The sequence below is a fragment of the Pseudomonas sp. SAR267 genome (assembly GCF_052077595.1).
Lineage (GTDB): Bacteria > Pseudomonadota > Gammaproteobacteria > Pseudomonadales > Pseudomonadaceae > Aquipseudomonas > Aquipseudomonas vlassakiae.
Window position 1 is genome coordinate 2968322 of sequence record NZ_JBQIHU010000001.1, and the last position, 23264, is coordinate 2991585.

Annotated in this window: 23 protein-coding genes; 16 read left to right on the plus strand and 7 right to left on the minus strand. The window is 54.9% G+C overall.

Features of this window, described 5'->3' with window-relative positions:
* Positions 1–557 precede the first annotated feature (557 nt).
* The 8 genes from ACTORR_RS14300 to ACTORR_RS14335 all read left to right on the plus strand — a co-directional run bounded on the left by ACTORR_RS14300 (position 558) and on the right by ACTORR_RS14335 (position 9226).
* Positions 558–1196: a TnsA endonuclease N-terminal domain-containing protein gene (locus tag ACTORR_RS14300; protein WP_011953077.1), complete on the plus strand. Its 639-nt coding sequence runs from the start codon at positions 558–560 to the stop codon at positions 1194–1196.
* Complete coding sequence (locus ACTORR_RS14305; protein ID WP_016497347.1) at positions 1177–3135, plus strand: DDE-type integrase/transposase/recombinase; 1959 nt, start codon at positions 1177–1179, stop codon at positions 3133–3135. The genes ACTORR_RS14300 and ACTORR_RS14305 overlap by 20 nt, the downstream gene beginning before the upstream one ends.
* The gene (locus ACTORR_RS14310; RefSeq protein WP_010951429.1) at positions 3132–4091 is read left to right on the plus strand and encodes a TniB family NTP-binding protein; all 960 of its coding nucleotides are present in this window, start codon (positions 3132–3134) and stop codon (positions 4089–4091) included. Before ACTORR_RS14305 ends, ACTORR_RS14310 begins: the two co-directional genes overlap by 4 nt.
* Positions 4092–4166: 75 nt before the next feature.
* Entirely contained in the window at positions 4167–5924 is a 1758-nt protein-coding gene (locus ACTORR_RS14315) for a TniQ family protein (RefSeq protein WP_441343689.1), read from the plus strand.
* Positions 5925–6008: 84 nt separating this feature from the next.
* A complete protein-coding gene (gene istA, locus ACTORR_RS14320; protein WP_153575526.1) occupies positions 6009–7508 on the plus strand; it encodes an IS21-like element ISPst3 family transposase in 1500 nt (499 codons plus the stop codon).
* Positions 7501–8304, plus strand: a complete 804-nt coding sequence (gene istB, locus ACTORR_RS14325; RefSeq protein ID WP_160468540.1) for an IS21-like element ISPst3 family helper ATPase IstB — start codon at positions 7501–7503, stop codon at positions 8302–8304. Before istA ends, istB begins: the two co-directional genes overlap by 8 nt.
* 491 nt (positions 8305–8795) lie before the next feature.
* Positions 8796–9005, plus strand: coding sequence for a hypothetical protein (locus tag ACTORR_RS14330; RefSeq protein WP_003298409.1), 210 nt, complete (start codon positions 8796–8798; stop codon positions 9003–9005).
* Positions 9006–9019: 14 nt separating this feature from the next.
* The gene (locus tag ACTORR_RS14335) at positions 9020–9226 is read left to right on the plus strand and encodes a hypothetical protein (protein ID WP_003298411.1); all 207 of its coding nucleotides are present in this window, start codon (positions 9020–9022) and stop codon (positions 9224–9226) included.
* Positions 9227–9369: 143 nt separating this feature from the next.
* On the opposite strand, the gene ACTORR_RS14340 is transcribed toward ACTORR_RS14335, so the two are convergent.
* Positions 9370–9498, minus strand: coding sequence for a hypothetical protein (locus ACTORR_RS14340; RefSeq protein ID WP_003253468.1), 129 nt, complete (start codon positions 9496–9498; stop codon positions 9370–9372).
* A 101-nt stretch (positions 9499–9599) separates the two neighbouring features.
* On the opposite strand from ACTORR_RS14340, the gene ACTORR_RS14345 reads away from it, so the two are divergent.
* A protein-coding gene (locus ACTORR_RS14345; RefSeq protein ID WP_096426389.1) for an IS3 family transposase occupies positions 9600–10750 on the plus strand; the annotation gives its coding sequence in 2 pieces (ribosomal slippage) (positions 9600–9834 and positions 9834–10750; 1152 coding nt in all).
* 105 nt (positions 10751–10855) lie between these two features.
* On the opposite strand, the gene ACTORR_RS14350 is transcribed toward ACTORR_RS14345, so the two are convergent.
* Complete coding sequence (locus ACTORR_RS14350; protein WP_003298414.1) at positions 10856–12553, minus strand: phosphoethanolamine transferase; 1698 nt, start codon at positions 12551–12553, stop codon at positions 10856–10858.
* 490 nt (positions 12554–13043) lie between these two features.
* Here ACTORR_RS14350 and ACTORR_RS14355 point away from each other — a divergent pair, with 490 nt between their 5' ends.
* The 3 genes from ACTORR_RS14355 (at position 13044) to ACTORR_RS14365 (ending at position 14850) form a co-directional block, all read left to right on the plus strand.
* Entirely contained in the window at positions 13044–13382 is a 339-nt protein-coding gene (locus ACTORR_RS14355) for a zinc ribbon domain-containing protein (protein ID WP_079732563.1), read from the plus strand.
* A gap of 54 nt (positions 13383–13436) precedes the next feature.
* The gene (locus ACTORR_RS14360) at positions 13437–14342 is read left to right on the plus strand and encodes a cation diffusion facilitator family transporter (RefSeq protein ID WP_010951438.1); all 906 of its coding nucleotides are present in this window, start codon (positions 13437–13439) and stop codon (positions 14340–14342) included.
* Between the two features lie 157 nt (positions 14343–14499).
* Positions 14500–14850: a DUF3147 family protein gene (locus ACTORR_RS14365; RefSeq protein WP_011953105.1), complete on the plus strand. Its 351-nt coding sequence runs from the start codon at positions 14500–14502 to the stop codon at positions 14848–14850.
* Between the two features lie 32 nt (positions 14851–14882).
* On the opposite strand, the gene ACTORR_RS14370 is transcribed toward ACTORR_RS14365, so the two are convergent.
* The gene (locus ACTORR_RS14370; RefSeq protein ID WP_010951440.1) at positions 14883–15209 is read right to left on the minus strand and encodes a DUF2790 domain-containing protein; all 327 of its coding nucleotides are present in this window, start codon (positions 15207–15209) and stop codon (positions 14883–14885) included.
* 689 nt (positions 15210–15898) lie between these two features.
* On the opposite strand from ACTORR_RS14370, the gene ACTORR_RS14375 reads away from it, so the two are divergent.
* Both ACTORR_RS14375 and ACTORR_RS14380 read left to right on the plus strand, forming a co-directional pair.
* Complete coding sequence (locus tag ACTORR_RS14375; protein ID WP_003253457.1) at positions 15899–16573, plus strand: heavy metal response regulator transcription factor; 675 nt, start codon at positions 15899–15901, stop codon at positions 16571–16573.
* The gene (locus ACTORR_RS14380) at positions 16570–17988 is read left to right on the plus strand and encodes a heavy metal sensor histidine kinase (RefSeq protein WP_010951441.1); all 1419 of its coding nucleotides are present in this window, start codon (positions 16570–16572) and stop codon (positions 17986–17988) included. The genes ACTORR_RS14375 and ACTORR_RS14380 overlap by 4 nt, the downstream gene beginning before the upstream one ends.
* Before the next feature lie 57 nt (positions 17989–18045).
* Here the strand turns inward: ACTORR_RS14380 and ACTORR_RS14385 are convergent, their stop codons facing one another.
* The gene (locus ACTORR_RS14385) at positions 18046–18633 is read right to left on the minus strand and encodes a hypothetical protein (protein ID WP_010951442.1); all 588 of its coding nucleotides are present in this window, start codon (positions 18631–18633) and stop codon (positions 18046–18048) included.
* 266 nt (positions 18634–18899) lie between these two features.
* Between ACTORR_RS14385 and ACTORR_RS14390 the strand changes: the two genes are divergently transcribed.
* On the plus strand, positions 18900–19121 hold the full coding sequence (locus ACTORR_RS14390) for a hypothetical protein (protein WP_010951443.1): 222 nt from the start codon (positions 18900–18902) through the stop codon (positions 19119–19121).
* Positions 19122–19203: 82 nt separating this feature from the next.
* On the opposite strand, the gene ACTORR_RS14395 is transcribed toward ACTORR_RS14390, so the two are convergent.
* From ACTORR_RS14395 to ACTORR_RS14405, 3 genes are read right to left on the minus strand one after another with little or no spacing between them, the layout of a single operon-like run.
* A complete protein-coding gene (locus ACTORR_RS14395; protein WP_010951444.1) occupies positions 19204–20658 on the minus strand; it encodes a phospholipid carrier-dependent glycosyltransferase in 1455 nt (484 codons plus the stop codon).
* Positions 20652–21635, minus strand: coding sequence for a glycosyltransferase family 2 protein (locus ACTORR_RS14400; RefSeq protein WP_010951445.1), 984 nt, complete (start codon positions 21633–21635; stop codon positions 20652–20654). Before ACTORR_RS14400 ends, ACTORR_RS14395 begins: the two co-directional genes overlap by 7 nt.
* Positions 21601–22020: a GtrA family protein gene (locus ACTORR_RS14405; protein ID WP_010951446.1), complete on the minus strand. Its 420-nt coding sequence runs from the start codon at positions 22018–22020 to the stop codon at positions 21601–21603. The genes ACTORR_RS14400 and ACTORR_RS14405 overlap by 35 nt, the downstream gene beginning before the upstream one ends.
* A 257-nt stretch (positions 22021–22277) precedes the next feature.
* Between ACTORR_RS14405 and ACTORR_RS14410 the strand changes: the two genes are divergently transcribed.
* Positions 22278–23246, plus strand: coding sequence for a LysR substrate-binding domain-containing protein (locus tag ACTORR_RS14410; RefSeq protein ID WP_441343690.1), 969 nt, complete (start codon positions 22278–22280; stop codon positions 23244–23246).
* The last annotated feature ends 18 nt before the right edge of the window (positions 23247–23264 follow it).

Here is a 23264-nt window from a genome sequence, read left to right on the forward strand (position 1 = left end):
TAATAGTTAATTAAGCGTACGTGTTAAGTATTAATTTGAACAATTTAGTATGGAAATGGAATTTGGTGGAAGTTGCCATTTTGGATTTTTTGTAGATTTCGAAGGGATGTTGGAATAAGATCTATGACCAACTTTTCCGCTTTGCACTGAAGATTTTCAGCCAAATCAGCTGTTTGAAGCGAGAGCTTCAGACCTGATCCAAATTGCTCCAGCGATCACGAAGTGGCCGTTTAGAAATAAAGAGAGCAAGCCGATTGCTTTAGATTCTGATCAGTCATGAGAGTCATGACCAATGAGAGAAAAGGAGACCTGAAAATGTAGAAAAACGCGATCAATCCCGAGAGGACTGACCGCGCTTAGCGAAGCAGACTTGCGTCCTCAGAACCCGCAATGTCTGCTTTTTCGAAGCGACTGTCAATCCTCTCCCATTTTTTCGACCTTAGCGAGGTTACTCGACGGCACAGTGTTGCCTGTCGAAAGGCCTCACTTCGCCCGCCCTGCGCCTTGATTTTTTGGCGCAGCGTCGGCGCTCGTTTCGAGATTTTCGGAGGTGTTTCATGACAGTACGAAAGGTGGTCACGCGGCGGTCCAACCATTACCGCGGCTACTTCCCATCGCTCAAAAATAAAAAGCCTGTGCCCTGGGAGTCCCAGCTCGAAGGCGCTCTTTTTCGGCTTCTTGAGCTGTCTCCTGCGGTCATCGGCTACGTCCCGCAGCCCAGTGAGGAACGTGTTCCATCGCTCCAGGGCTACTTCAAATATTACCCAGACGTACAGGTTTTCCTCGCGGATGGGCGCGAGTGGTGGTTTGAAGTGAAGCCTCACGACCGACTGAAGATTGCCAGCGTCAGGCAGCGACTGGATGCCGCTGAGCGCTACTTCAACGCCACTGCCCGTAACTTTTCGGTGATCACTGAAAAGTTAATTGAAGCTGAACCCCTGGCTACCAATCTTAGAAGGCTGATGTATCACCGGCGCGGTCCAGAGCTTTCGCATCAGGCGTTGGAGGAGGTAATGGCGACCTTCAACGAATGGCCGCCTATGACCGTTGCAGATCTGCTCTACGTGGTTGGTGAGGGGAAAGCCTGGCGCTTGTTAGGCCTTGGGGTGGTGGGCATTGACCTTGATAGGTCAATTGACACTGACTCCCCGGTCTTCCTGCAAGGGGGGCACCGTCATGCAAACCTTTTCCCTTAGGGTGAAATTGGTCGTCATCGTTCGTGGCGTACTGATGGTGCTTGAGAAGAGGCTTATTGACCGGAAGCTGCTCTTTTTCGATGAGCTTGGTGAGCCCACGAAGCTATCCGAGAAGGAGTTCTATGAGGCCTACGAGAAGCGCGAGATCGAGATCTCCGCTGATCAGCCATACCTTGGGAAGGTTCCGTATGTGCGGAACGTCCCTCCAGATATTTCATGCTTCCCCAAAAAACATGGAGATGAGGCATTGCGTCGACGCAAGTATCTGGACGACCTAACTAAGCGCGGTAAATACAAGCTACCGGGTGACGAAGACATGATCAAGAAACTTAGAGATATCGCCAAAAAGATTGGGGATGCGTGCGCACCCTCGGTTTCCACTATTCGACGTTGGGCAGCCAAATACATTGGCCAGAACGTAGTAAAGCTTATCCCTCAGCATGCCAAAAAGGGTCGGGCTGCCGCGATACAGGGAGAGCTCGAAGTTATTCTTGAAGGGGTGATTAATAAAACCTACCTGCAGGATACGATTCCAGCGGTCAGCGTGGTCGTTTCAGAATTCGAAGATCAGATAAAAGAGAGGAACAAAAGTCGTTTGCCTTCGGATCAGCTCAAGATCCCAAGCGGAATGACTGTCCGAAGGTACATCGCCAAGCTGGATCCGTACCTTGTGGATAAGGAGAGGCTCGGAAAACACGCAGCAGACAAGAAGCACCGTGTTGCGGCGGGTGTCCTACGTGTCCATGAGATTTTGGAACGTTGGGAAATTGATCACACCTTGTTGGACGTCCAGCTTGTGGATGAAACCTCGGGGCTGTGCATTGGGCGCCCCTATCTGACGATCGTCCTCGACCGCTTCTCTCGAATGGTGATGGGATATTTGCTCCACCTGTCGGCGCCAAATACGGAAACCGTGCTTCGTGTGATCGAACGCTCAATCCGTCCAAAAGCCGAATTGCTGAAGCGCTTTCCGAAAGTGAGAAATGAATGGTGGGCACGTGGGCTGCCGGCTCGAATAGTCCCAGACAACGCAGCGGAATTTCACGCGGGCGATCTCATCATGGGATTCAACGAGTTGGGTATCGAGATCATGTATCCCGCTTCAAGGGCCCCTCAAAGGAAAGGTGCCGTCGAACGCTTTTTCAGCACACAGAACCTGGGGCTTATCCACAACCTCCCGGGTACCACCTTCTCGAATATCCAGCAGCGTGGCGATTACGACTCGGAGAAGAATGCATGTTTCACGCTCCCTCAATTGGAGGCGGTGGTAGTGAAATGGATCGTCGATGGTTACCACCAGACTCCTCATCGGGGGCTGGACAACAGAACACCGGCTCAAGTCTGGGGGACTAGCGAGGCGAACCATGTCATCAGCCTTCCCGTCGACCTGGACTCGTTGGAGTGCATTCTGGCCAAGCGGGCCTCGGTGAAGGTTCACCATTACGGCATCGAGGTTGCCAAAGTGGGCTACCACTCTACGGAACTTGCTGAGCTCCGTATGCGTTTGGCAGACGGAGAAAAGGTAAACGTCCGCTATCGAGACGAAGCCGGGCACGTTTGGGTTCACGACCGCTTCAGAAACTTGTTCTTCAAAGTGCCCGCCAAAGATGAGCGAATGGCCGGTAAGAGCAGGGAGGTGTGGAAGGCTGCCGAGAAAGCGCTGCGAGAAAAATATAATGAGCAGCCTAGCTTCGAGGCTACGCACAGGTGCTACCAGGAAATTATGGAAGATGCAGACGAGGCCCGCCGTTCGCAGACGCTCAGAAAACGACGCGCAGCTGCCATAGCGAAAATCGACAAGGAGGGTCGAGTGACCGAAAGCACGCCTCCACCCAAGGTACTCGCTGAAGTGGAATGGACCGGTGACTCTATTCCTAACATTCCGCCAGCAGCCTTCAAGGTCTCGGTTCGTCGCCCTGCTGGGAGTTCTAAGCCATGAACGCCATCAATCTGTACGAATGCTACGAGCATGGTGAATACAGCTTTACGCTCCGCGATCGTTTTATTCACAGCCCTCAAGTCGAGCGAGCGTTGACGCGACTAGGCGATATCCACGGCGATAGTCGGCGTACCAGAGCAAGTAAAGGGTTGCTGATCCAAGGTCCAAGCGGAGTGGGCAAGAGCACATTGGTCAAGGAGTACATTCGGTCATTGGAGGAATTGGAGAGCCATGACCCACAGAAGCGGACAGTTCTGTTCGTCGAGATGCCTTCGTCTCCAACCAAAAAGAACCTGGCAGCAGCCATTTTGGCAGAGCTGAAGGATCCCTTCGCAGAGGCACGAGGACATTCGGCAGAGGTTAAATTTGCGCGAGTAGTCCTGCTGCTGAAGAACCTTGGCGTGGAGATGTTGGTCCTCGATGAGGCGCAGCACCTGGTCGATTATCGTCGTAATGGTGCGTATGAGGCAGCAGACTGGATCAAGAGTCTGATGAATGAAACCAGTATCGCGTTTGTTCTGATTGGGCTGAAGCGCACCGAAAATCTCCTGCTAGCAAACGAGCAACTGCGACGCAGGTTTTCGGCCACGGTGGCATACGATCGCTTCACCTTCTCCGCTAATACGTCTCTTCATTTCGTGATGTTGTTGCAGGCAATCGAGGGCGAACTGCCTGTTCAAACCATCAGTTTTGTAGAGCCAGCGATGATTAAACGCTTCTACCTGGCTTCCTATGGATTGATCGACTACCTCATCAAGATTGTGGACAGGGCTGTTTGGCTGGTTCAAGTCCAGGACCTTGTCGGGATTGAACTTCCTGTGCTGGCCCAGGCTTTTGAAGACGAGGTTTGGAGCTACGCCACCGAGGATCGAAACCCCTTCAGTGCGAGCTTCAATTTCCAGCCTCTGTTCGGGAAGCGGGAGCCGTTTGAGACGTTCGAAGAGAGCAGTACCTGACGGCCAAGGGCCGGGCTTATCGGCCCGGCTCTACTCCCCTGATTTTTATGTCTTCGATTTCATGGATGTGTAGGAATGTTTGGTCTTTTAATCAACCCACGACCACACCAAGACGAAAGTCTTTTGGGGTACCTGCAGCGCCTGGCGAAAGCCAACGGATTACCCAGAAAGGAACTGCTCACCGCCTTTGCACGAGCCGACGAGACCGATGTTGCGGACTGGCTGCAGATGATGGAAGGACCACTGAGCTGGCCTGCGGTATCTGCTGAGTTTCGTGATCCAAGGCCCAAGGGGGTCAAGTTATGGACGACTCATCACGCTCGTTACTGTCCGATCTGTTTGGGCGAAGCCGGTTATTGGAGAGAAAGCTGGGGCTTGACCCTGGTTACGACGTGTTCTGTCCACGGCACTGAACTCCACGGGCGGTGCCCCAACTGTCTGAAGGAAACCGATCCAAGCGCAATGAGTGCGAATAGTTGCCAAGCGTGTGGCACCTCATTGAGTGGGACCAATTTTGAGATCGCGCCGGCGAGTGATACGGCCGCCTGGCTCACCTCTGGCTTTGAAGATAGGTTTTACGCCGACTCGTTGCCAGCTGACGCGGGATTGGCGGCCCTCACCTACGAACAGTTTCACGAGTTGTCATCGCGTCTCGCTGTCAGAAGTTTGCCTACGGAAAGAACCCAGCCGCTGAAGGTTGCTGATTCGGGTTCGCTAGAGATATCGCGGCTTATGGCAAACGCGGCGGGCGTGGTTCTCATGAACTGGCCTCTCGCATTCAGAGAACTGCTGAGTGGCCTCAAGGCAGTCCATTCCGATAACGAACATTGGACGCTCAGCAGATCGTTCGGCCCGATATACCACGACATCCACCGTGATCTGGATGACTCTTGTTTTGACTTTCTTCGTCGAGAGTTCGAATCATTTCTGCAGCATGCGTGGGAAGCACCGTTAGCGAAGCGAAATCGCAATTTGAGTGAGGAGACGATTGAGAGACATCGTTGGGTGTCGTTCGATTCTGCTGCTGAAGCTTGTGGTCTCGGGGTATCAGTCATAAAACGCCTTCATCAGGAGGGACAAATCGCCTATCGGGAGAAGGTCCATGAAGATCGAGTCTTTACGGTCGTGGACCTGGATCATTTGAAGGCAATCTCGCAGCATCTCCAGGGCGTGGCTGATATGAAAGAAACCTCGACTTTGCTAAGCCTCTGTCGCAATCGGGTTAGGCAGCTGCTAGCTGGTGGTACCCTCCAGTTCTTTGGTGGAGAACCGCGCCCAGGCGAAAGGTGGCTGATTGACTGCCGCTCGATCAACGAATTGATTGATGAGAAGCTGCCTACCAGCTCTGACCAGAGCCTGGTGTCGATCAACTACTTGGCCAAGCATTCTCTGCCCAAGGGGGGTGGGTTGGTCGAGTTGGTTCAGGCAATACGTGCAGGTGAACTTCGCGCTTACGGCCCAGCTGAGAATGGCTCGGTTGCGGTAGGGGCGTGGTTACTCAAGCCGCAAGATTTTGCAGCGTGGCAACAAGCCCGAGCTGAGAACAAGAGTCCGGTCTTTCCCGGCCTGTCGGTAGTCAAGGCTGCTGCGCTGTTAGGCGTCAAAGAACAATGCGCATACGCGTTCGTTCGACTGGGTCTGCTATGGAGCACTGCTGTCGAACGAGGCCGGCGTACGCAATTGATGGTTAAGCCTCAAGCCATCGACAGATTCAGGCGTGGCTATATCTTGGGACCGGAGATTGCGGTGTATTTGGGGAAGTCGACCAGGGAGGCGTTCAAGCACCTTTGGGAGGCCAGGTTTGTTGCCGCTGACCGAAAACTGACCCAGTAGAGGCTGTTCTGCCGACTGAAAACTGACCCAGGTGTTCAACTGCTCCTGCTCAATTTTTGAGCAGGAGAACACAGGGTGATCAGTATGGAAATGATGGGCAAAATCCGCCGGATGTATTTCCGCGACAAGCTGTCGCTGCATGAGATAGCCAAGCGCACCGGGTTGGCGCGCAACACGATTCGCAAGTGGGTCAGAGCACCTGAGGCCAAGCAGCCGGTGTACCAACGCCGCGCGATCTTCAACAAACTCAGCCCTTTTCACGCCACGCTGGAGCAGGCGCTAAAAGCCGATTCGCTGCGGCCCAAGCAACAGCGGCGCAGTGCCAAGGCGCTGTTGGCGCAAATCAAAGCCGAAGGCTATGACGGTGGCTACAGCCAGCTCACCGCGTTTATCCGTGCCTGGCGAGGGGGACAGGGCAAGGCGTCGCAGGCCTTTGTGCCGCTGACCTTTGCTCTTGGCGAGGCGTTTCAGTTTGACTGGAGCGAGGAAGGCTTGCTGGTCGGCGGCATTTACCGGCGTATGCAGGTGGCACATCTGAAGCTGTGTGCCAGCCGTGCGTTCTGGCTTGTGGCGTATCCGAGCCAGGGCCATGAGATGTTATTTGACGCCCATACACGCTCGTTCGGCGCCTTGGGCGGCGTGCCGCGCCGGGGCATCTACGACAACATGAAGACCGCCGTCGACAAGGTCAATAAGGGCAAAGGCCGGGCGGTGAATGCGCGCTTTGCGGTGATGTGCGCGCATTACCTGTTCGATCCGGACTTCTGCAACGTCGCCGCTGGTTGGGAAAAGGGCATCGTTGAAAAGAACGTGCAAGACAGCCGTAGGCGCATCTGGCTAGACGCCCAGGACTGTCATTTTCACTCCTTCGAGGAACTCAATGCCTGGCTGGGCCAGCGCTGCCGCGCGCTTTGGAACGAGCTGACGCACCCTCAATACAGCGGGCTGAGTGTAGCCGAAGTGCTGGAGTTGGAGCGCGCTGAACTGATGCCTGTGCCAGCGCCATTCGACGGTTACGTCGAGCGGCCTGCGCGGGTCTCCAGCACCTGCCTGGTCAGCGTCGGGCGCAACCGCTACTCGGTGCCATGTGAGTACGCGGGTAAGTGGGTCAGCAGCCGTTTGTATCCGACGCGAATCGAGGTGGTGGCCGATGATGCGCTGATTGCCAGCCATGTCCGCTTGCTGGATCGCGACCAGGTCAGCTATGACTGGCAGCACTACCTCCCGCTGATCGAACGCAAGCCCGGTGCGCTGCGCAACGGAGCGCCCTTTGCTGATCTGCCAGCGCCGCTGCGTCAGCTTAAGCACGGTCTGGGGCGTCATGCCGGCGGTGACCGGATCATGGCGCAAGTCCTGGCTGCCGTACCGGTCGCCGGACTCGATGCCGTGCTGGTAGCCGTTGAGCTGGTACTGGAGAGCGGCAGCCTGAGCGCCGAACACATCCTCAATGTCGTGGCACGGCTGGCCGCGACCGAACCACCACCCAGCGTCGAAACCCACTTGTCGCTCAAGGAAGCCCCCGTCGCTAACACGGCGCGCTACGACCGCCTGCGTGGCCAGGCCGAGGAGGTCGGTCATGCGTGATTTGATGGCGGAACTCAAGGAGCTGCGCCTGCACGGCATGGCCACGGCCTGGGCGGAGTTAACTGCACAGGGTGAGTCGAACACAGCCTCGTCCAAGTGGCTGCTCGAACACCTGCTGGAACAAGAGCACACAGATCGCGCCATGCGCTCGGTGAGCCACCAGATGAACATGGCCAAGCTGCCGATGCACCGCGATCTGGCCAGCTTCGATTTCAACACCTCTAGCGCCGACGCACGCCTGATCAGCGAGCTGGCCAGCCTGGCCTTTACCGACACCGCGCAGAACGTGGTGCTGATCGGTGGGCCAGGCACCGGTAAAACCCACCTAGCCACCGCGCTGGCCGTGTCCGGCATCACCCGGCATGGCAAGCGCGTGCGCTTCTACTCCACGGTCGATCTGGTCAATCTGCTGGAGCGCGAAAAACACGACGGCAAAGCCGGGCGGATCGCCCAGGCACTGCTGCGCATGGATCTGGTCATCCTCGACGAACTGGGTTATCTGCCGTTCAGCCAGGCTGGCGGTGCGTTGCTGTTTCACCTGCTGTCCAAGCTGTACGAACACACCAGCGTGGTGATCACCACCAACCTGAGCTTCGCCGAATGGTCGAGCGTGTTCGGCGACGCCAAGATGACCACCGCCCTGCTGGATCGGCTGACCCACCACTGCCACATCGTCGAAACCGGTAACGAGTCCTATCGCCTGCAACACAGTAGCTTGGCGGCCCAGGCCAAGATCAAATCACGGGAGCGAAAGCGTAAGGGCGGCCAAGAACCGGAGGACGATGAGCCGTTCTGATTTCATGGCGACGACGGCCTGCTACATGGCTGCGTGTGGCAGGTCTTCAACAGCTGAACTGGGACAGCGAGGGAGTGGGTTCAAAAGCAGCTGCGCTGGTAGACTTATCCACAGTTGCTGGTAACAAAATCAGCAATCCGCCCTGGGTCAAATTTCAATCGGCAGGGTGGGTCAATTTTCCATCAGCGCCAACAATCCTTATCGCAGAATGGATAGAGTGAAGATGGCCCGGGAGGAACTGGGCGATCTGCTGGAGCTGACTCAGGCCTGAGGAGGCCTGTTGTAAACCACTTTTTTTCACTGTAACCACAGTGGTTTACAGTGAAAAAAAGTGGTTTACAACGTAGCTACGACACGCGCCCTGGCCACTCCCCAGGCCAGCGCGCTCCTCATTGATTCGTTCAGTCGGGCGTCGAACACCTATGCTGCTCGGGGCCTTGCCACGCCGCGGTGTCCTATAATTCATCTTCAGCTGAATGGAGCAAAATGTTGTGAAGCGCACATTCATTGGAATGGTCGAGGCTGGTGAGCCACTGATGAGGCAAGCGCTTGAAGCTATCCGACAGGCCCACGAAGCGGAGGCTGCTGGATTGCCAGACCTTGAGGTACAGCGTCTTCACCCATTGGCAGATTCGCTCTATCAGGCGGTCATTGATTTTCAGCTCCTCAAAGCAGGTAAACCACCGTCGACTATCCAGTGAGGACCTGCCGCTACATGACGAAAAAGATGCCAGCTCTTCTCCCCGACCACCCCATGTATACCGACGCAGTGGATGCGATGAAGCAATACCACGAGGCGCAGGCTTCTGGCTCATCTGCCGAAGAGGTTGAGCGCCTGCGTCAAATCGCAGAATCACAATTTCGGGCTGTCAGCGAGTATCAGCTCAACGCTCTGGGATATCAGTCTCGTCGTCCGCACTGAAGGGATAACCGATCCGGAGGTAGCTTCAGAATCCATCAAGCCAAGCGGAAGACTCACGACGCGGTCCGATTGATCAGCGAGACGGTCGGGAGGGTTTGCACACAGCCCCAAAAAAAAAGCAGCTCCCGAGAGCTGCTTTTTTCTTACTCCCCCTTTTTGTGCTTGTGGGGTTTCAGGTCCGGATGGTCCTTCTGCTTTTCAGGGGTGACTCGCTGCCTTTTGTCCGGAGTGCCATCTTCATTGGTGCGCTTTGGGCCTGGTTTGATGCTCATGCAAAACTTCCTTTTCCGCTTGGGTTGTTGAATGCAGCTGAATCGCCCCTGGTTTCGTAGACACCTCCAAGCCTCATAATGAGGCCCAAATAGGAGGTGCCATGAGTCGTCAGCGTTACCCCGAAGAATTCAAGATCGAAGCGGTCAAGCAAGTGACCGAGAAAGGCAAACCTGTCGCCGATGTCGCCCAGCGCCTGGGCATGTCCGTGCACAGTCTTTACGCCTGGATCAAGGTCTACAGCAAGCCCCAAGAGCAGCGTCAGCAAGACGACGATCAGCAGGCCGAACTGCGCAAGCTACGCGCTGAACTCAAGCGCGTGACGGAAGAGCGAGACATCTTAAAAAAGGCCGCCGCGTACTTTGCCAAGGAGTGCGGCTGAAGTACGCCTTCATCAAGAAGCACTCGACTGATTACCCGGTGCGGCGCCTTTGCCAAACCCTCAAGGTGCACCCCAGCGGCTACTACGCCTGGCTGGCCGAGCCTCAATCTGCCCGAGCAAAAGAAGATCAACGTCTGCTTGGCTTGATCAAGCACGCTTGGCTAGAAAGCGGAGGTGTATACGGCTACCGCAAAATTCACGATGACCTACGTGAGCTGGGAGAGGAATGCGGACGAAATCGAGTCGGGCGCTTGATGCAGGCGGAGGGGCTGCGTTCGCAAACGGGCGATCGGCGGCGTCCAGGGTTTTACGGTGGAAAACCAACAGTGGCCTCGCCCAACCACCTCGCGCGGCAGTTCAAGGTCAGTGAGCCGAACAAGGTCTGGGTGACAGATATCACTTACATCCGCACCTATGAAGGATGGCTCTATCTAGCGGTAGTGCTGGATCTGTTCTCACGCCAAGTAATTGGTTGGTCAATGAAGCCAAGGATGTGCAGCGACCTGGCTATCGACGCAATGTTGATGGCTGTGTGGCGACGCAAGCCACAGCAGCAAGTGATGATTCACTCAGATCAAGGTAGTCAGTTCAGTAGCTCAGATTGGCAAAGCTTCTTGAAGGCTAACAATGTAATCAGCAGCATGAGTCGGCGGGGAAACTGCCACGACAATGCCGTAGCCGAGAGCTTTTTCCAACTTTTGAAGCGGGAGCGCATCCGACGAAAGATCTACACAACCCGTGAAGAAGCCCGAAGTGATATTTTCGATTACATCGAAATGTTCTATAACCCTAAACGCCGACACAGCAGTGCTATGCAGCTGTCTCCAATAGAGTATGAGAAACGCTATTTCCTGAGCTTGGAGAGTGTCTAGGAAACCAGGGGCGATTCAAGCTATGTAATTAGTCCAGCTTCTCTCAGCTGTCAAAGCAGGCTGGTGCAGAACCGCCTGGCCGATGATCCGGTCCACATCGAACATTCAGAGGCCAGAATAAGAGCCTCCGACAAAGGGCTTACAAGGGGCAGTGAAATCCAGCGCTGAGCGATACGAAGACGTCTGGACGTTCATCATGCCGAGCACGGTGTGGAACAGGTTGTCGTGGCTCAGCGGTGACGTGGTTTGAGCTTTCAAACAACCCACGTTGACCTTTTCGCTCTTCGCGAGCGAGTCAGACATCCAAAGTACCAACGGCACCTTTGTTTGCTCGTCAGGAGCCATCGCGTAAGGCAGCCCGTGTAGATAGAGCCCACCCTCCCCCAGCGATTCGCCGTGGTCCGAAACGTACATCAGCGCAGTGTCGAACTTGGTGTTGGCCGCCAGGATATCGATGAGATTTGCAGTCACATAATCGGTGTAGAGGATTGAGTTGTCGTAGGCATTGACCACCTCCTCCTGCTTACATTTGTCGAGCTCGTTGGTCTCGCACACCGGTGCGAATTTCTTGAATTGCGAGGGGTAGCGCTTGTAGTAGGCCGGGCCGTGACTGCCTTTGTAGTGGAGCACCAGGACAGCATCGCCTTCCTGGCGCTTGATGAAGTCTTGCATCTCCGTGAGCAGCACCCCGTCCTTACACTCCTCGCTGGTGCACAGTTGGGAATCCGCGTGAGAGGCAGCCTTGTGGTTGGGAACCCTGTCGCAGACCCCTTTGCACCCCGAGTTGTTGTCAGTCCACATGACACTGATGCCAGCGCGTTGAAGCACGTCGAGCAGCCCTTCTCGGCTCTTGGCCAAGCCATCTTTGTACTGGGCCTTACCCACGTCCAGGAACATGCATGGCAGCGAGACCGCGGTAGCGGTACCGCAGGAGCTCACGTTCGTGAAGCTAATGACATTTCGCTTTTCTAGTTCCGGATTCGTTTCACGGGAGTAGCCGTTGAGGGAGAAGTTGGCGGAGCGAGCGGTCTCTCCTACTGCCAGTACCAGCAGCCTGGGTTTACGAGCCGCACCCTGTCGATTAACTACCGCATCAGTACCAATGGCCGTCAGCGTTTTAGGTGAGGCCAGCTGACGCTTCAGGTACCCATGGCCAGCCGCAAACAAGTTGGTAGGTACCAGAATCAGCCGGATCTCCCGATTGTTGCGCAGCAAGGAGGCATACGACTGGTACTGACTCAACGCGATGCCAGATAAGGTCAACAGAGCGAGCGACAGAGCAATGAACCTGCTGACCAAAGCTTTGGCCCAAGGCTTGCGCCGGAGGGGAACCCGGGCAATCAGGTAGACGGGCAACACCCCAACCATTGCGACCCAAAGACCGAGCTTCCAATTCAGCAGCTCGGTTGCCTCAGCGACGTCGGTCTCCACAACGTTGGTGAACATTGTGTAATCGATCACGATGCCGTAGGCATTCATGAAGTAACTCGCAAAAGACGCGCTGATCAGTACCAGGCACAGTATGGGTTTGGCCAGCCGCCCCCATGACAGCAAGCTCAGAACGGTAAACACCCATGCGAATACTATGACTGGGAGGCTAGCCGCTAGCTGCCAGTTCACTTCATCGGTTTTGAATACCAGCTTCCAGAGCACGTTCCAGAGCTCAGCGTTCGCGAATAGCAGTAACCAAAAAGTCACCAGGCCGATTAGCAAATTAGTACTGATGCCTTTCTGCCGCGCATTGCGAATAGCAAAGATCCATTTGCTTAACAGGGTGTGAACAATGGATTTGGAAGGTGTCATTATCAAACTCTGGAAGCTGCTTATCCATGGCGGTAGCTATGGAGTTAGCGGGAGCTACAAGGCAAACCGTCGACAGATGCTGAGCGATTGCGCAATGTGCGGAGCGTCAGAGGCCTTAGGCCCCTAGGCGTTGGGGACGCTTAGTATGTGTGAGGCATAGGGATAAAAAGAGAAATGAATCTCGCTGAGCGCATTATTTCCGGGACCTGATAACGACACGATGACCTCGGGATTACAATGCTGACAGAAATCCAATTACTGCTGTTTTGATTGTCATTGATCACGCTATGATCAAAATTAGGGGAATACTACCCACCAAAAGCAATGCTCCGCTCAGCTAGATAAATTTAATTTCACAAACAAAACGGTTTCGTTTTGTCGTAGGCTAATTTTGAACTTTCAATTCAACTTACAAGTCTTTCTCGCGAGCAGAACATAATTTTCAACTTTTGCTCGTTAATATGTCACCCATCAATGAGGGGCGAATACCATGAGCTTTTTCAAAAACATCCTGGGCGGGCACCATGGCCGTGGAAACCACGGTGGAGGCAAGCACCACAGCGGGGGACATGGGGCCGAGCAATATGATCGCCATGGCCGGCAGCAGGGCTGCGACGGCGGTAATCAGGTGTATGACGGCGGGCGCCCTCCCACTCCTGCCCCCATCAAAGATCTGCAGGGCTGCAGGCAGTGCCGGACGGCCAACGATCCGTCAGCACGCTTTTGTCTAAACTGCGGAACACCGCTATCGAGTGGTTGCACCGCCTGCGGCTCGCTGCTGAGTGCAGGAGCAAGATTTTGCAGTCAGTGTGGCCAAGCGACGCTCTAAGGCTAGGTAGACAGGAAGGCCAACGAGACCACAACCCTGCGCAAGGAGAAATACGTGGGTTCAAATCATGACCATGGCAGCGCTGCAGTACGCGAGGGGCATCAGAAGAAGCTAATCATGGCGCTCGGCTTGACTGGCAGCTTCATGATTGCAGAAGTGATCGGTGCGTGGATTACCGGCAGCCTGGCGCTGCTGTCGGACGCATCTCACATGTTCACAGATACTGCCGCCTTGGCGATCTCACTGATTGCACTTCAGATAGCCAAGCGGCCGGCGGATCAGAAAAGAACCTTCGGCTATGCGCGCCTGGAAATTCTGGCTTCGACGTTCAACGCCGTGCTGCTCTTCCTGGTGGCGATGTACATCTTGTATGAGGCCTACCAGCGCTTCTTCATGCCGGCGGAGATCGCTACCGGAGCGATGATGTGGATCGCAATCGCCGGCCTGATCATCAACCTAATTTCGATGCGCCTTCTGGCATCTGCGAGCAACGAAAGCCTCAACGTCAAAGGAGCCTACCTCGAAGTTTGGAGCGACATGCTCGGCTCGCTTGGCGTAATCATCGCGGCACTTATCATCCGCTTCACCGGCTGGACCTGGGTCGACACGATTGTCGCTGTGGCGATCGGCCTTTGGGTTCTGCCGCGGACGTGGCAGTTGCTTCGCGAAAGCCTGGGGATCCTCATGGAGGGTGTCCCGAGGGGGCTCGACGTTACGGCAATCGAGGCCACCATCCTCGGAGTAGATGGCGTGACGGACGTTCATGACTTGCACGTGTGGGCTGTCAGCAGTGGCAGTAACGTGATGACGTCGCACGTAGTGGTTCGGGATTCTGCAGATGGGGATGCTGTGTTGGCGGCCGTCGTGGATGCTGTCAGCGATGCATTCGAAATCCATCACTGCACCATCCAGATCGAGCGGGCAGCTTTCCACGAGAGCGTTCCCTCACCCTCGCACTGACCGATCGGTAAACACCATGCAAACACATCACCCTCCTGGCTGAGGGTGATGTTGCAAAAAAAATGCGGTGAGGGATGCCGTAAACGGCAGGAGCGCTTCAAGGGGGTTGGTGAATGGCTTCGCCTGCCCTCGTCAACAACCTCCAGAAGGCTCAGCGATGGCCTGGATCATCACGAAGTACCTACTCACTGCCGGTATAGTGATTCTCGTGTCAGAGCTGGCGAAACGCAGCGACAAGCTGGGCGGCTTGGTCGCCGCCCTACCCTTGGTCACGGTCGTGACGTTGGTCTGGCTCTATTTAGAGAACCAGAGCATGGAGAAGATCTCCAACCATGCTTGGTACACGTTCTGGTACGTGCTTCCGACCCTGCCGATGTTTATTGCTTTTCCATTGCTGCTACCTAAGCTCGGCTTTTGGCCGACACTGATCAGCAGCATCCTCATCACAATGGCCAGCTTCGGAGGCTTCGCCATACTGCTGCGCCGGTTCGGCATTGAGCTTCTATGATCCGGTGGCCGCAGGGATCATCTTGATGAGTCTTAACGGCTATTAACACACTCGCCCTTCACCAGGTAGCGAACCATGTGCAGTTCGCCTTTCGAGTCTTCGTAGGTCATCATGCTTCTTACATTACCGCAGTACCGCACATTGGGTGATACATACACCAACTTACCAACGTCCAGGTCCATGCCATAGGCGTAGTCTTCTAGTTGAGGCATGGGCTTTTTTACGCGTTGAGCATAATCCGCTGTAGCCTCTCTAGCAGTACGCTCGATGTGTTTATTGATCTCCATACCGCTTTGGGCATTGGCTGTTAGTGATGTAAAGAGCATAAACACGGCGATCGCTGATACAGTAGTGTTCATAAGAAGTCCCTTAATAAAAAAGCGCCCGTAGGGGGGCGCTAAAATTCACCTACCAAAGGAGCGTATGGTTTACAGGTGAATGCACTGGCGCGAACAACTGCTCGGTGCTCTTGCCAAGCTGCTTTGAAATGAGACAATTTCCAAAGCAGCGATGCCTCTTCCGCTGCCCTTAAACTAGCAAAGGAGGCTAACACCAAGATGATCGTGCAATTACAATTTGGACATGTAATAGATTGTAAGATAATTATTCGAGAGAATATCGAGCCGCCACGTGAACTAATTTGCAGAAAGGCGCTGCGGTTTGCGGCCGTGCATGGGGTCTGCCTGCGTGGCGCCCTCGATCCAAGGCCAGTACCAGTCCTTGCAAGCTAACGACCGAAATGCTGCCTGTCCTGGCCGATTCCACCTGCCAGGCGAATCTGTCATACACCGCCGCAGGCCCCAGAATCCGCTATGCTTAGGGGTGGAGCCTGCATGACTGTCAGAAATCTTGCGGCTACATTACAAATTTGTAGGATTTCGCCGCGGCCAGCTTCTTCGCGTTAAGATTCAAGCGTCCTCAGGTGACCCGGCGTATGGACAGAGGTAGCGACTACCACATGCCATACCCTCAGCCAAACTTTCGAACAGCCTGCAACCATAATCTTGGCGGATTAGGCCAACTCCTTCCTCACACCTTGAGATAAGTTATGCGCGTTCTAGTTGTGGAAGACGAAATTAAAACTGCCGAATATCTTCAGCAGGGCCTATCCGAAAGCGGGTATGTCGTAGATATCGTGCACAACGGTGTAGATGCTCTGCACTTGTTCAACACTAATGTCTATTCGTTGGTCCTCCTGGACGTGAACCTCCCGGGTATCGACGGCTGGGACCTGCTGGAAACCATCCGTAAGACCAGCCGGGTCCGCATCATCATGCTGACCGCCCGCGGACGCATCAATGACAAGCTCAAGGGCTTGGACGGCGGCGCGGATGACTACCTTGTGAAGCCATTCGAATTCCCTGAGCTGCTTGCTCGCATCCGTTCGCTGCAACGCCGTGGTGATGAGTTAGTCGAGAAGAGCTCGCTGAAAATTGCCGATCTGGAACTCGACTCCGTCCGCCATCGCGTCTTCCGCGGTGGCACACGCATCGATCTCACCACCAAGGAATTTGCGCTTCTGCACCTGCTCATGAGCCGAACGGGCGAAGCGCTGACTCGCTCTCAGATCATCTCGTTGGTCTGGGATATGAATTTCGATTGCGACACCAATGTCATCGATGTAGCCATCCGGCGCTTGCGCTCGAAGATCGATGACCCGTTTGAAACCAAGCTCATTCACACGCTTCGTGGCGTTGGGTACGTTTTTGAGGAACGCGCATGAGGCCATTCAGCCTGGCTGCAAAGCTGGGGTTAAAAGTTGGGTTGATGAGCGCAGCGTTGCTGCTTCTGTTCGCCACCTTTGGCTATCTGATGGTAGGCAAGGCTCTGGAAAGAAATGCCAGAGCAGACCTGGAAGTAAAGATGGCGGGGATGGCTCACAACCTGTCCACCATCCCGGACATCTCCGGCGTCAACGCGGATGCGCATCAGCTTGTCGATTTGGTCATGGGCCACAACAACCTGTATGTGAGCATATTCGATACCTCACAGAATCAGACTCCCCTGCTCTCGATTGGCTCGAAACAGGTCAATCTGGAGGTGCACAAGTTTCAGCCGGCGGCCCAGCCCAAAGAGCACGAATGGCGTGATACGCAGGACCGTCCTCTGCTGAGTGCTTCTCGAATCATGCGTTTGGGCGATGGAACAGAGGTCAGCGTCTATATGACCATGGACCAGTCATCCAGTGAGGCGCTGCTCGATGCGTTGCTGACCTGGGCCTTGATGATGTCCCCCGTCATCCTCGCACTGATCTTGGCCATTGGCTGGTGGACTGTGCGCAGAGGCCTGCTACCACTGACCAAGTTCCTCAAGATCGCCTCGAAAATCTCAACCGAGAGCCTCGACCATCGCCTTCCAACTGATGGGATGCCGGCAGAACTCAAAATGCTCGCCGACGGCATCAACATCATGCTGGCTCGCCTGGATGATGGGGTTCAGCAGCTCTCGCAGTTTTCTGACGACCTTGCTCACGAACTTCGAGCACCGCTTTCCAACCTGATGGGCAAGGCCCAGGTTGCCTTGACCAGAGAACGATCGCTTTCCGAGTACCGGGAGGTTCTGGAGTCGTGCACAGAAGAGCTGGACCGCATGAGCCGCATGGTTTCCGACATGCTGTTCTTGGCCCAGGTCAGTCATCCAGCATCAATGGTGGAGTTCGAATCCGTCTCCTTGGTCGACGAGGTTCAGCGAGTGTGCGATCTCTTCAGCATTTCAGCAGAAGAAGGCGAGATTCAGCTGCAGATCTCCGGCAGTGATGACGTGGTGCGCGGGAATCGCCTGATGGTTCAACGTGCCGTCTCGAATCTGGTCTCGAACGCGATCCGTTACTGCCCTCGCGGCCGCACGGTCTACGTTAAGGTGCAGCATAGTGCGAGCGGTACGACGTTGAGTGTCGGCAACCCCGGCCGTGGTATTGCCAAGGAACACCACGCGCACTTGTTTGAGCGGTTCTACCGTGTGGACAAGAGCCGAGCACGGAGCGAAGGCGGTACCGGTCTTGGCTTGGCCATTGTGCAGTCGATCATGAGTCTGCACCAGGGATCGGCGAGCGTGGAGGTGACCGAAGAAAACTTCACCTGGTTCCACCTTCACTTTCCGGAAGCCCAGCAAATGCAGCCGGCAATGACCGCCGCTTAAATTGCGCAGACACGATTAGGCCCGTCAATCGACGGGCCTTTTGTTTGCCTCAATGCATCAGTGCCGAAGGACCACAGGGTCCATGGGCGACCGCAGAATCACCGACTTAATAATCTTCTGTTCGTCAGGATTGGCGTTTTTCCACAGGTGTGAGAAGTACTGAGCATTCACTTTCTCTTGAGCACTTACGCTGCCGGCGGCATCGATCAGGCGCATGGTCGAGTAGACACAGATCAGCGCCAGAATGAAGAACGCCGTGGCGACCACCATCACATAACGCTTGGCCAGCACCGGTGCCCGCTTGAGCTCCTGGATAGAGGCGTCCGCCGCCTTTGTCGCTGCTGTAAGCTCCGAGATCAGTGGCTGGATGGCGGTGTCGACTCCGCGGCATGCAGCTGAATACGCTGATGCAGCGGCGCGCAAGGCAACCTCCTCCGCGTTCGACCAAGCCTTCTCCGCCTTTCGCACCTCCTCCTGAATCTGCCGGCCGACAGCGTCCACCTGCTCCACCAGTTCGTTCGACCTCTCCAGAACAGCGCTGGAGGTGCGCGTCTGCGAGGTCAGCTCATCGAGCTGGACAGTGAGTTTTTCAGTGCAGCGGCGAAAGTCACCGATAGCAACTGCCCAGGGCTCTATGTCATTCATGGCTATCTCCTAGGGCGGCCAACAACGCCGCGCTGAATTAACGCGCTAGATATCAAAATTGTAATTTAAGAGAAAATTCGAAGTCGCCCTCGACAGTGCCGAGATAGACATGATCCTTCCAGATTTGAAGATTTAACGCATCCTATCTGCAGCCAAAATTACGGAATTGTAATTATTGACTCACCTTGTCGTTAGCTTCGCGTTCCTAAACTACAAACCAACAAAGGCCGCTAATCAGGTTGGCCTAGTATGAACCGAGGTTCACAATGAAATTTGTCAAATCTATCGCTATTGGCAGCCTGCTGCTGGGTCTCATGGGTACCGCTTACGCTGAAGGCGGCTTCGAGCGAACGAAACAGTTCAACGAGAACTTCCGAACCGAACAGGCTCGCCTATGGAGCGATGACTCTTCGGACCAGAACAAACAACAAGTCGCTCAAGAGCAAAAGAAAGAAAGCAAGGATGGTAAGGAACAAGCCGACAATTAATCGGCGGTTAAATAGGACTTCAAATGACGAAAGAAATCGACAAAAAAGCCAGGGTAAAACCTGGCTTTTTTGTGCTTGGAATTTAGCCTTCGTTCTTGCGAGGCGTTTCCGCATTGCTTTCTCCGGCCAGACCCTCGGCACCTTGTGCGGGGCGTTTCCAATGGCACAGCAGGAGCTGGCTGGCGTTCGCTTCGGTGATCGATGTGCAAGCTAGATCAGCGGGCAGACCATCCTTGCTGTCTCGCAAGCGCCTGGACAGATAGAACGAGCCATCCCGCGGCCACTTGGCAGGATCCTTGATGTTCTCGGACTTCCCGCTGCTGTAAAACTCCGACGAGTATGAGCGGCGGCCAGGATAGATCAGGGGAGCGGAATGAGCAGACTGCACATTGAGCCAGGCTTGAACCACATCCCGCTGATTCTGAGGGCGCTCCTCTAGTACCCCGGCGTAGATGATGCCCGCACCGATGATTGGCAACACCAATGCGCTCGCAGCGGCAGCCCAGGTGGTCTTCGGGCCAACTTCGCTGACCCGTGCAGACAGCAGCAATGCCCACGCTGGCAGCGCGGGTAGCAGGTAGGTCCACAGAATGTTGCCTGCAAATGTGAAGAAGACCGGTGTCGCCAAGGCCCACAGCCAGAGGTAGGCTTTGAAGCGCTGCATCGATCCACGCTTGCGGATCAACAGTGGTAGAAACAAGGCCCATGGCAGTAGCGACAATCCGAGCTGGATCCAGATGCTGCCGTACGGCTTGGCATGAGCACTACCATAGAGGTCCCCTGCCCAGTTACTGACGACGTAGCGGCTCCAGTGCTCACCAACGAAGAAGTACTCCATGAAGCCGGGCGTTTTCATCTCGGCCGCGACATACCATGGCACGGATATACCGAACATGAGTACAAGGCCGCTAATCCAGGGAAGCCTCAGTACCCGTCCCCATTCCTTGTAGATAACGAACCAGGCGAATGCCGGCGCCCCCATAAGCACCAGGGTCAGCGGCCCTTTGGCAAGCAAGCCCAGCCCGAGACCTGCGAACATCAGGTAGGCATCCGCCTTGCTGGCGCACTTCATCCAACGCCAGAAACCGTAGCTGGCCAGCAGAATCGAGAACGACAAAACAGGGTCAGTCAGCACAACACCGCTGGAGACCAGGCCAAGTGTGGTGCTGGAAAAAATAATGGCAGCCCAGATGCCGGCGTTACGAGAAATCTGCTGCGTGCCGAGTTTGATGATGATGAAACAGCTTGCCAGGTGGAGTAGCCACGCTGGGAAGCGCGCAGCGAACTCGTTAACGCCGAAGACCGTCATGCTCGCGGCCTGGGTCCAGAAGGACAACGGAGGCTTGCCCCAGAACGGTACCCCGTAGTCGAACATGGGCGTGATCCAGTCATTCAACTCGACCATCTTGCGAGCCATTTCAGCGTAACGGGCCTCAGATGTGTCCATCAGCGGGTAGATGCCCAGCCCCACCAAACGCAATAGCAAAATCGAACCCAGGACCCACCACAGCGTCCTCTCGTTCTTCAGGTTCAGCATTTCTTACCCTCGATCGAAGCCATCGAAGGGTGGAGTGACACGGGATCTGCCTTGTTGCTGTGCTTCAGGAAATAGAGAGGCCGGCGCTTCACTTCCGCGAGTGTCACGCCCAGGTACTCCCCCACCATGGCGACACCGACGCACATGAATGAAGCCATTCCGACGATCAGGTGATGGATGTCGAAACTGCCTGCCACAAGCGACGCAAGCATGTAGCAGATGCTGGAGACGAAAAGACCGAAACTGATGAGGCTGAAAATGCGCAGTGGTTTGCGAGAGAAGCTGACGATGCTCTCGATGGCCAGATTGAACAGGCCAGCTGCATTCCATTTGGTGCTCCCGGCATGGCGAACAGTGCGATTGTAGGGCAGTTCGATGGTACGAAAGCCTACCCAGCCGATCATGCCTTTGAGAATCCTGGAGCGTTCATCCAGGGCCCGCAGGGCTGCCAGCGGCGCAGGCCCAATCAATCGGAAATCGCTGACATCGGCCGGCATGTCCACCTTCTCCACCAGGCGCTGCATGACCCAGTAGTAAGCCCGGGCACTCATGCGCTTGAACCACGAATCACCGATTCTCAGGTTGCGCTGCATGTTCACCACGTCGTAGCCGCGTTGCCAGTAGTCCACCATGGCCGCGATGAGCTCTGGTGGATCCTGCAGGTCGACATCAATGAAGATCAGCGCACTGCCACGGGCATGGTCTATCCCGGCGCTCAGTGCAGCCTCTTTGCCGAAGTTGCGACTCAGGGACAGGCAACGTACAGATGACCCATCCTGATAGTGGCGAAGAATGTCGGCCGTCCGGTCATTACTGCCGTCGTCGACATAGAGGATTTCGCAGGAGACGGGTAAGCGCTTCACCACGCGGGTGATTCGCTGGTGGAACTCGGGGATGGTTTCCTCTTCCTGGAAGCAAGGGACCACGATGGTTAACAAGGGATCAGGGCGCTCGGGAAAGCGATGTAATGTCTGCATGATTGAATGTCCAAAAACGATGTGCAATGAATCCAAGTGCAGTGAGGCTTAAGGTCACTACGACTTGGGAGATGAGCGGTGACAGATTCGACTTGATGAGGAACCACATACCCACGCCATTGCCGAAGTTTGTGGTTAACGCGACCAGTGCAAACCTGACAGGCTGAAACTTACGAGAGCCATCTGCCACAAAACAGAGCGCCCTATTTCCAATGAAGCTCGCGATTGCGCCAACCATGCCGCCACAGATACTGGCCAGTAACGGAGTAACGAATTCTGTCGTAACCAGCAATAGGAACACCGCATAATGGACTCCCGTTGCTATGAAGCCGATCCCCAGATAACGAATCAGTAAGGTAGTAAGAGGTGGGGTTTGATTTTCCATGCCCAAAGCCTATGGAGGCAAAGGTGAAAAAATAGTGAACTAAATGTAAATGCGTAATTAGCCGAATCTATATATGGTAAGTAACAAGTCGGCGCACTAGGCTAGCACGCTACAATATCAGAGGGATTGCCTGAAAATTACGCTTTCGAAATAAAAGCCTTCCGATAACGCATGCATGACCCGTGGATTACAATGTTGACAAGATAAGGAAACACCGGGTGGCATTGAGATAGATTCCCCGAATTAAGGGGGACCTAATGGTTACACAAAATGAAACATATACAAGCACCGTTGTTCCTTACAGCCCTGACATATTGGATGATTTGCCAATTGATGATCAGCTGGCCGTAGAGTTTTTCGCAACAGCACGTTGTGCCAGTTTCAAACAGGCTGCCCGAGGGCTCAATGTGCCAGTGGTAGGCCTGCGGAAACGCTTGGAGAAACTGGAAGAGCACATTGGTGCTCCCGTGTTTGTCTACAAACACAACAAGCTTGCCCTGACCCGCACAGGCGAGAGGGTCAGCCATTACCTGTGCCAGCTCTTCGGCCCAGACGGCCTTGGCAAGTCCGGTGAAAAGGAAGTCCCCAGGCTTACCATCGCGATCACAGAGCCAGTGCTGAACGACATCGTAAACCGCGATCTAGTCGCCTACGTGCGTGATCATGCCGAAATGCAGCTGGAAATCCATTCAGAATGCACAACGCAGATGCTTTCTGAGTGTGAAGTCGATGTGGGTATCGCTTTGGTGAGCCCAGATGATAAAGGCGCGCTTGATCGCCATCCTACGTATAGGTTTGAACGGCTTGGCCGGATTGGGCACGCCCTGTTCATTTCCAGCCGCTATTCAAGAAGCGTCACCCTTCCAGTGGAGAGCTTGGATTTGCACAACTTCATGCTCGTTGTCCCTTGGGATGAAGAGATCTTGGCGGGCTCACGAAAGTGGGCATCGATAATGGCTGAGCATCAGGGCGGTACCACTCGGGTCAAGAGCTACAACCTATCACGAGGCCTTGTCGTTGGCGGTGCGTGTATTGGAGTGCTGCCCGACTACAGCCGAAAACTGGAGAGAAATATCCTACCCGTGCCGGGTTTCCTGGACGACCTGGAGGAGAAAAATGTCTATCTTGTTATCAAAACGAAGCTTGTCCGCAATCCGCAGGTTTTGGAAATTCGAAGATTGATCAAGAAGAGCTTCTTTGATAAGAAGGACTGGCTTGTTCGGTAACAGTTTTGTTAGGTTTGA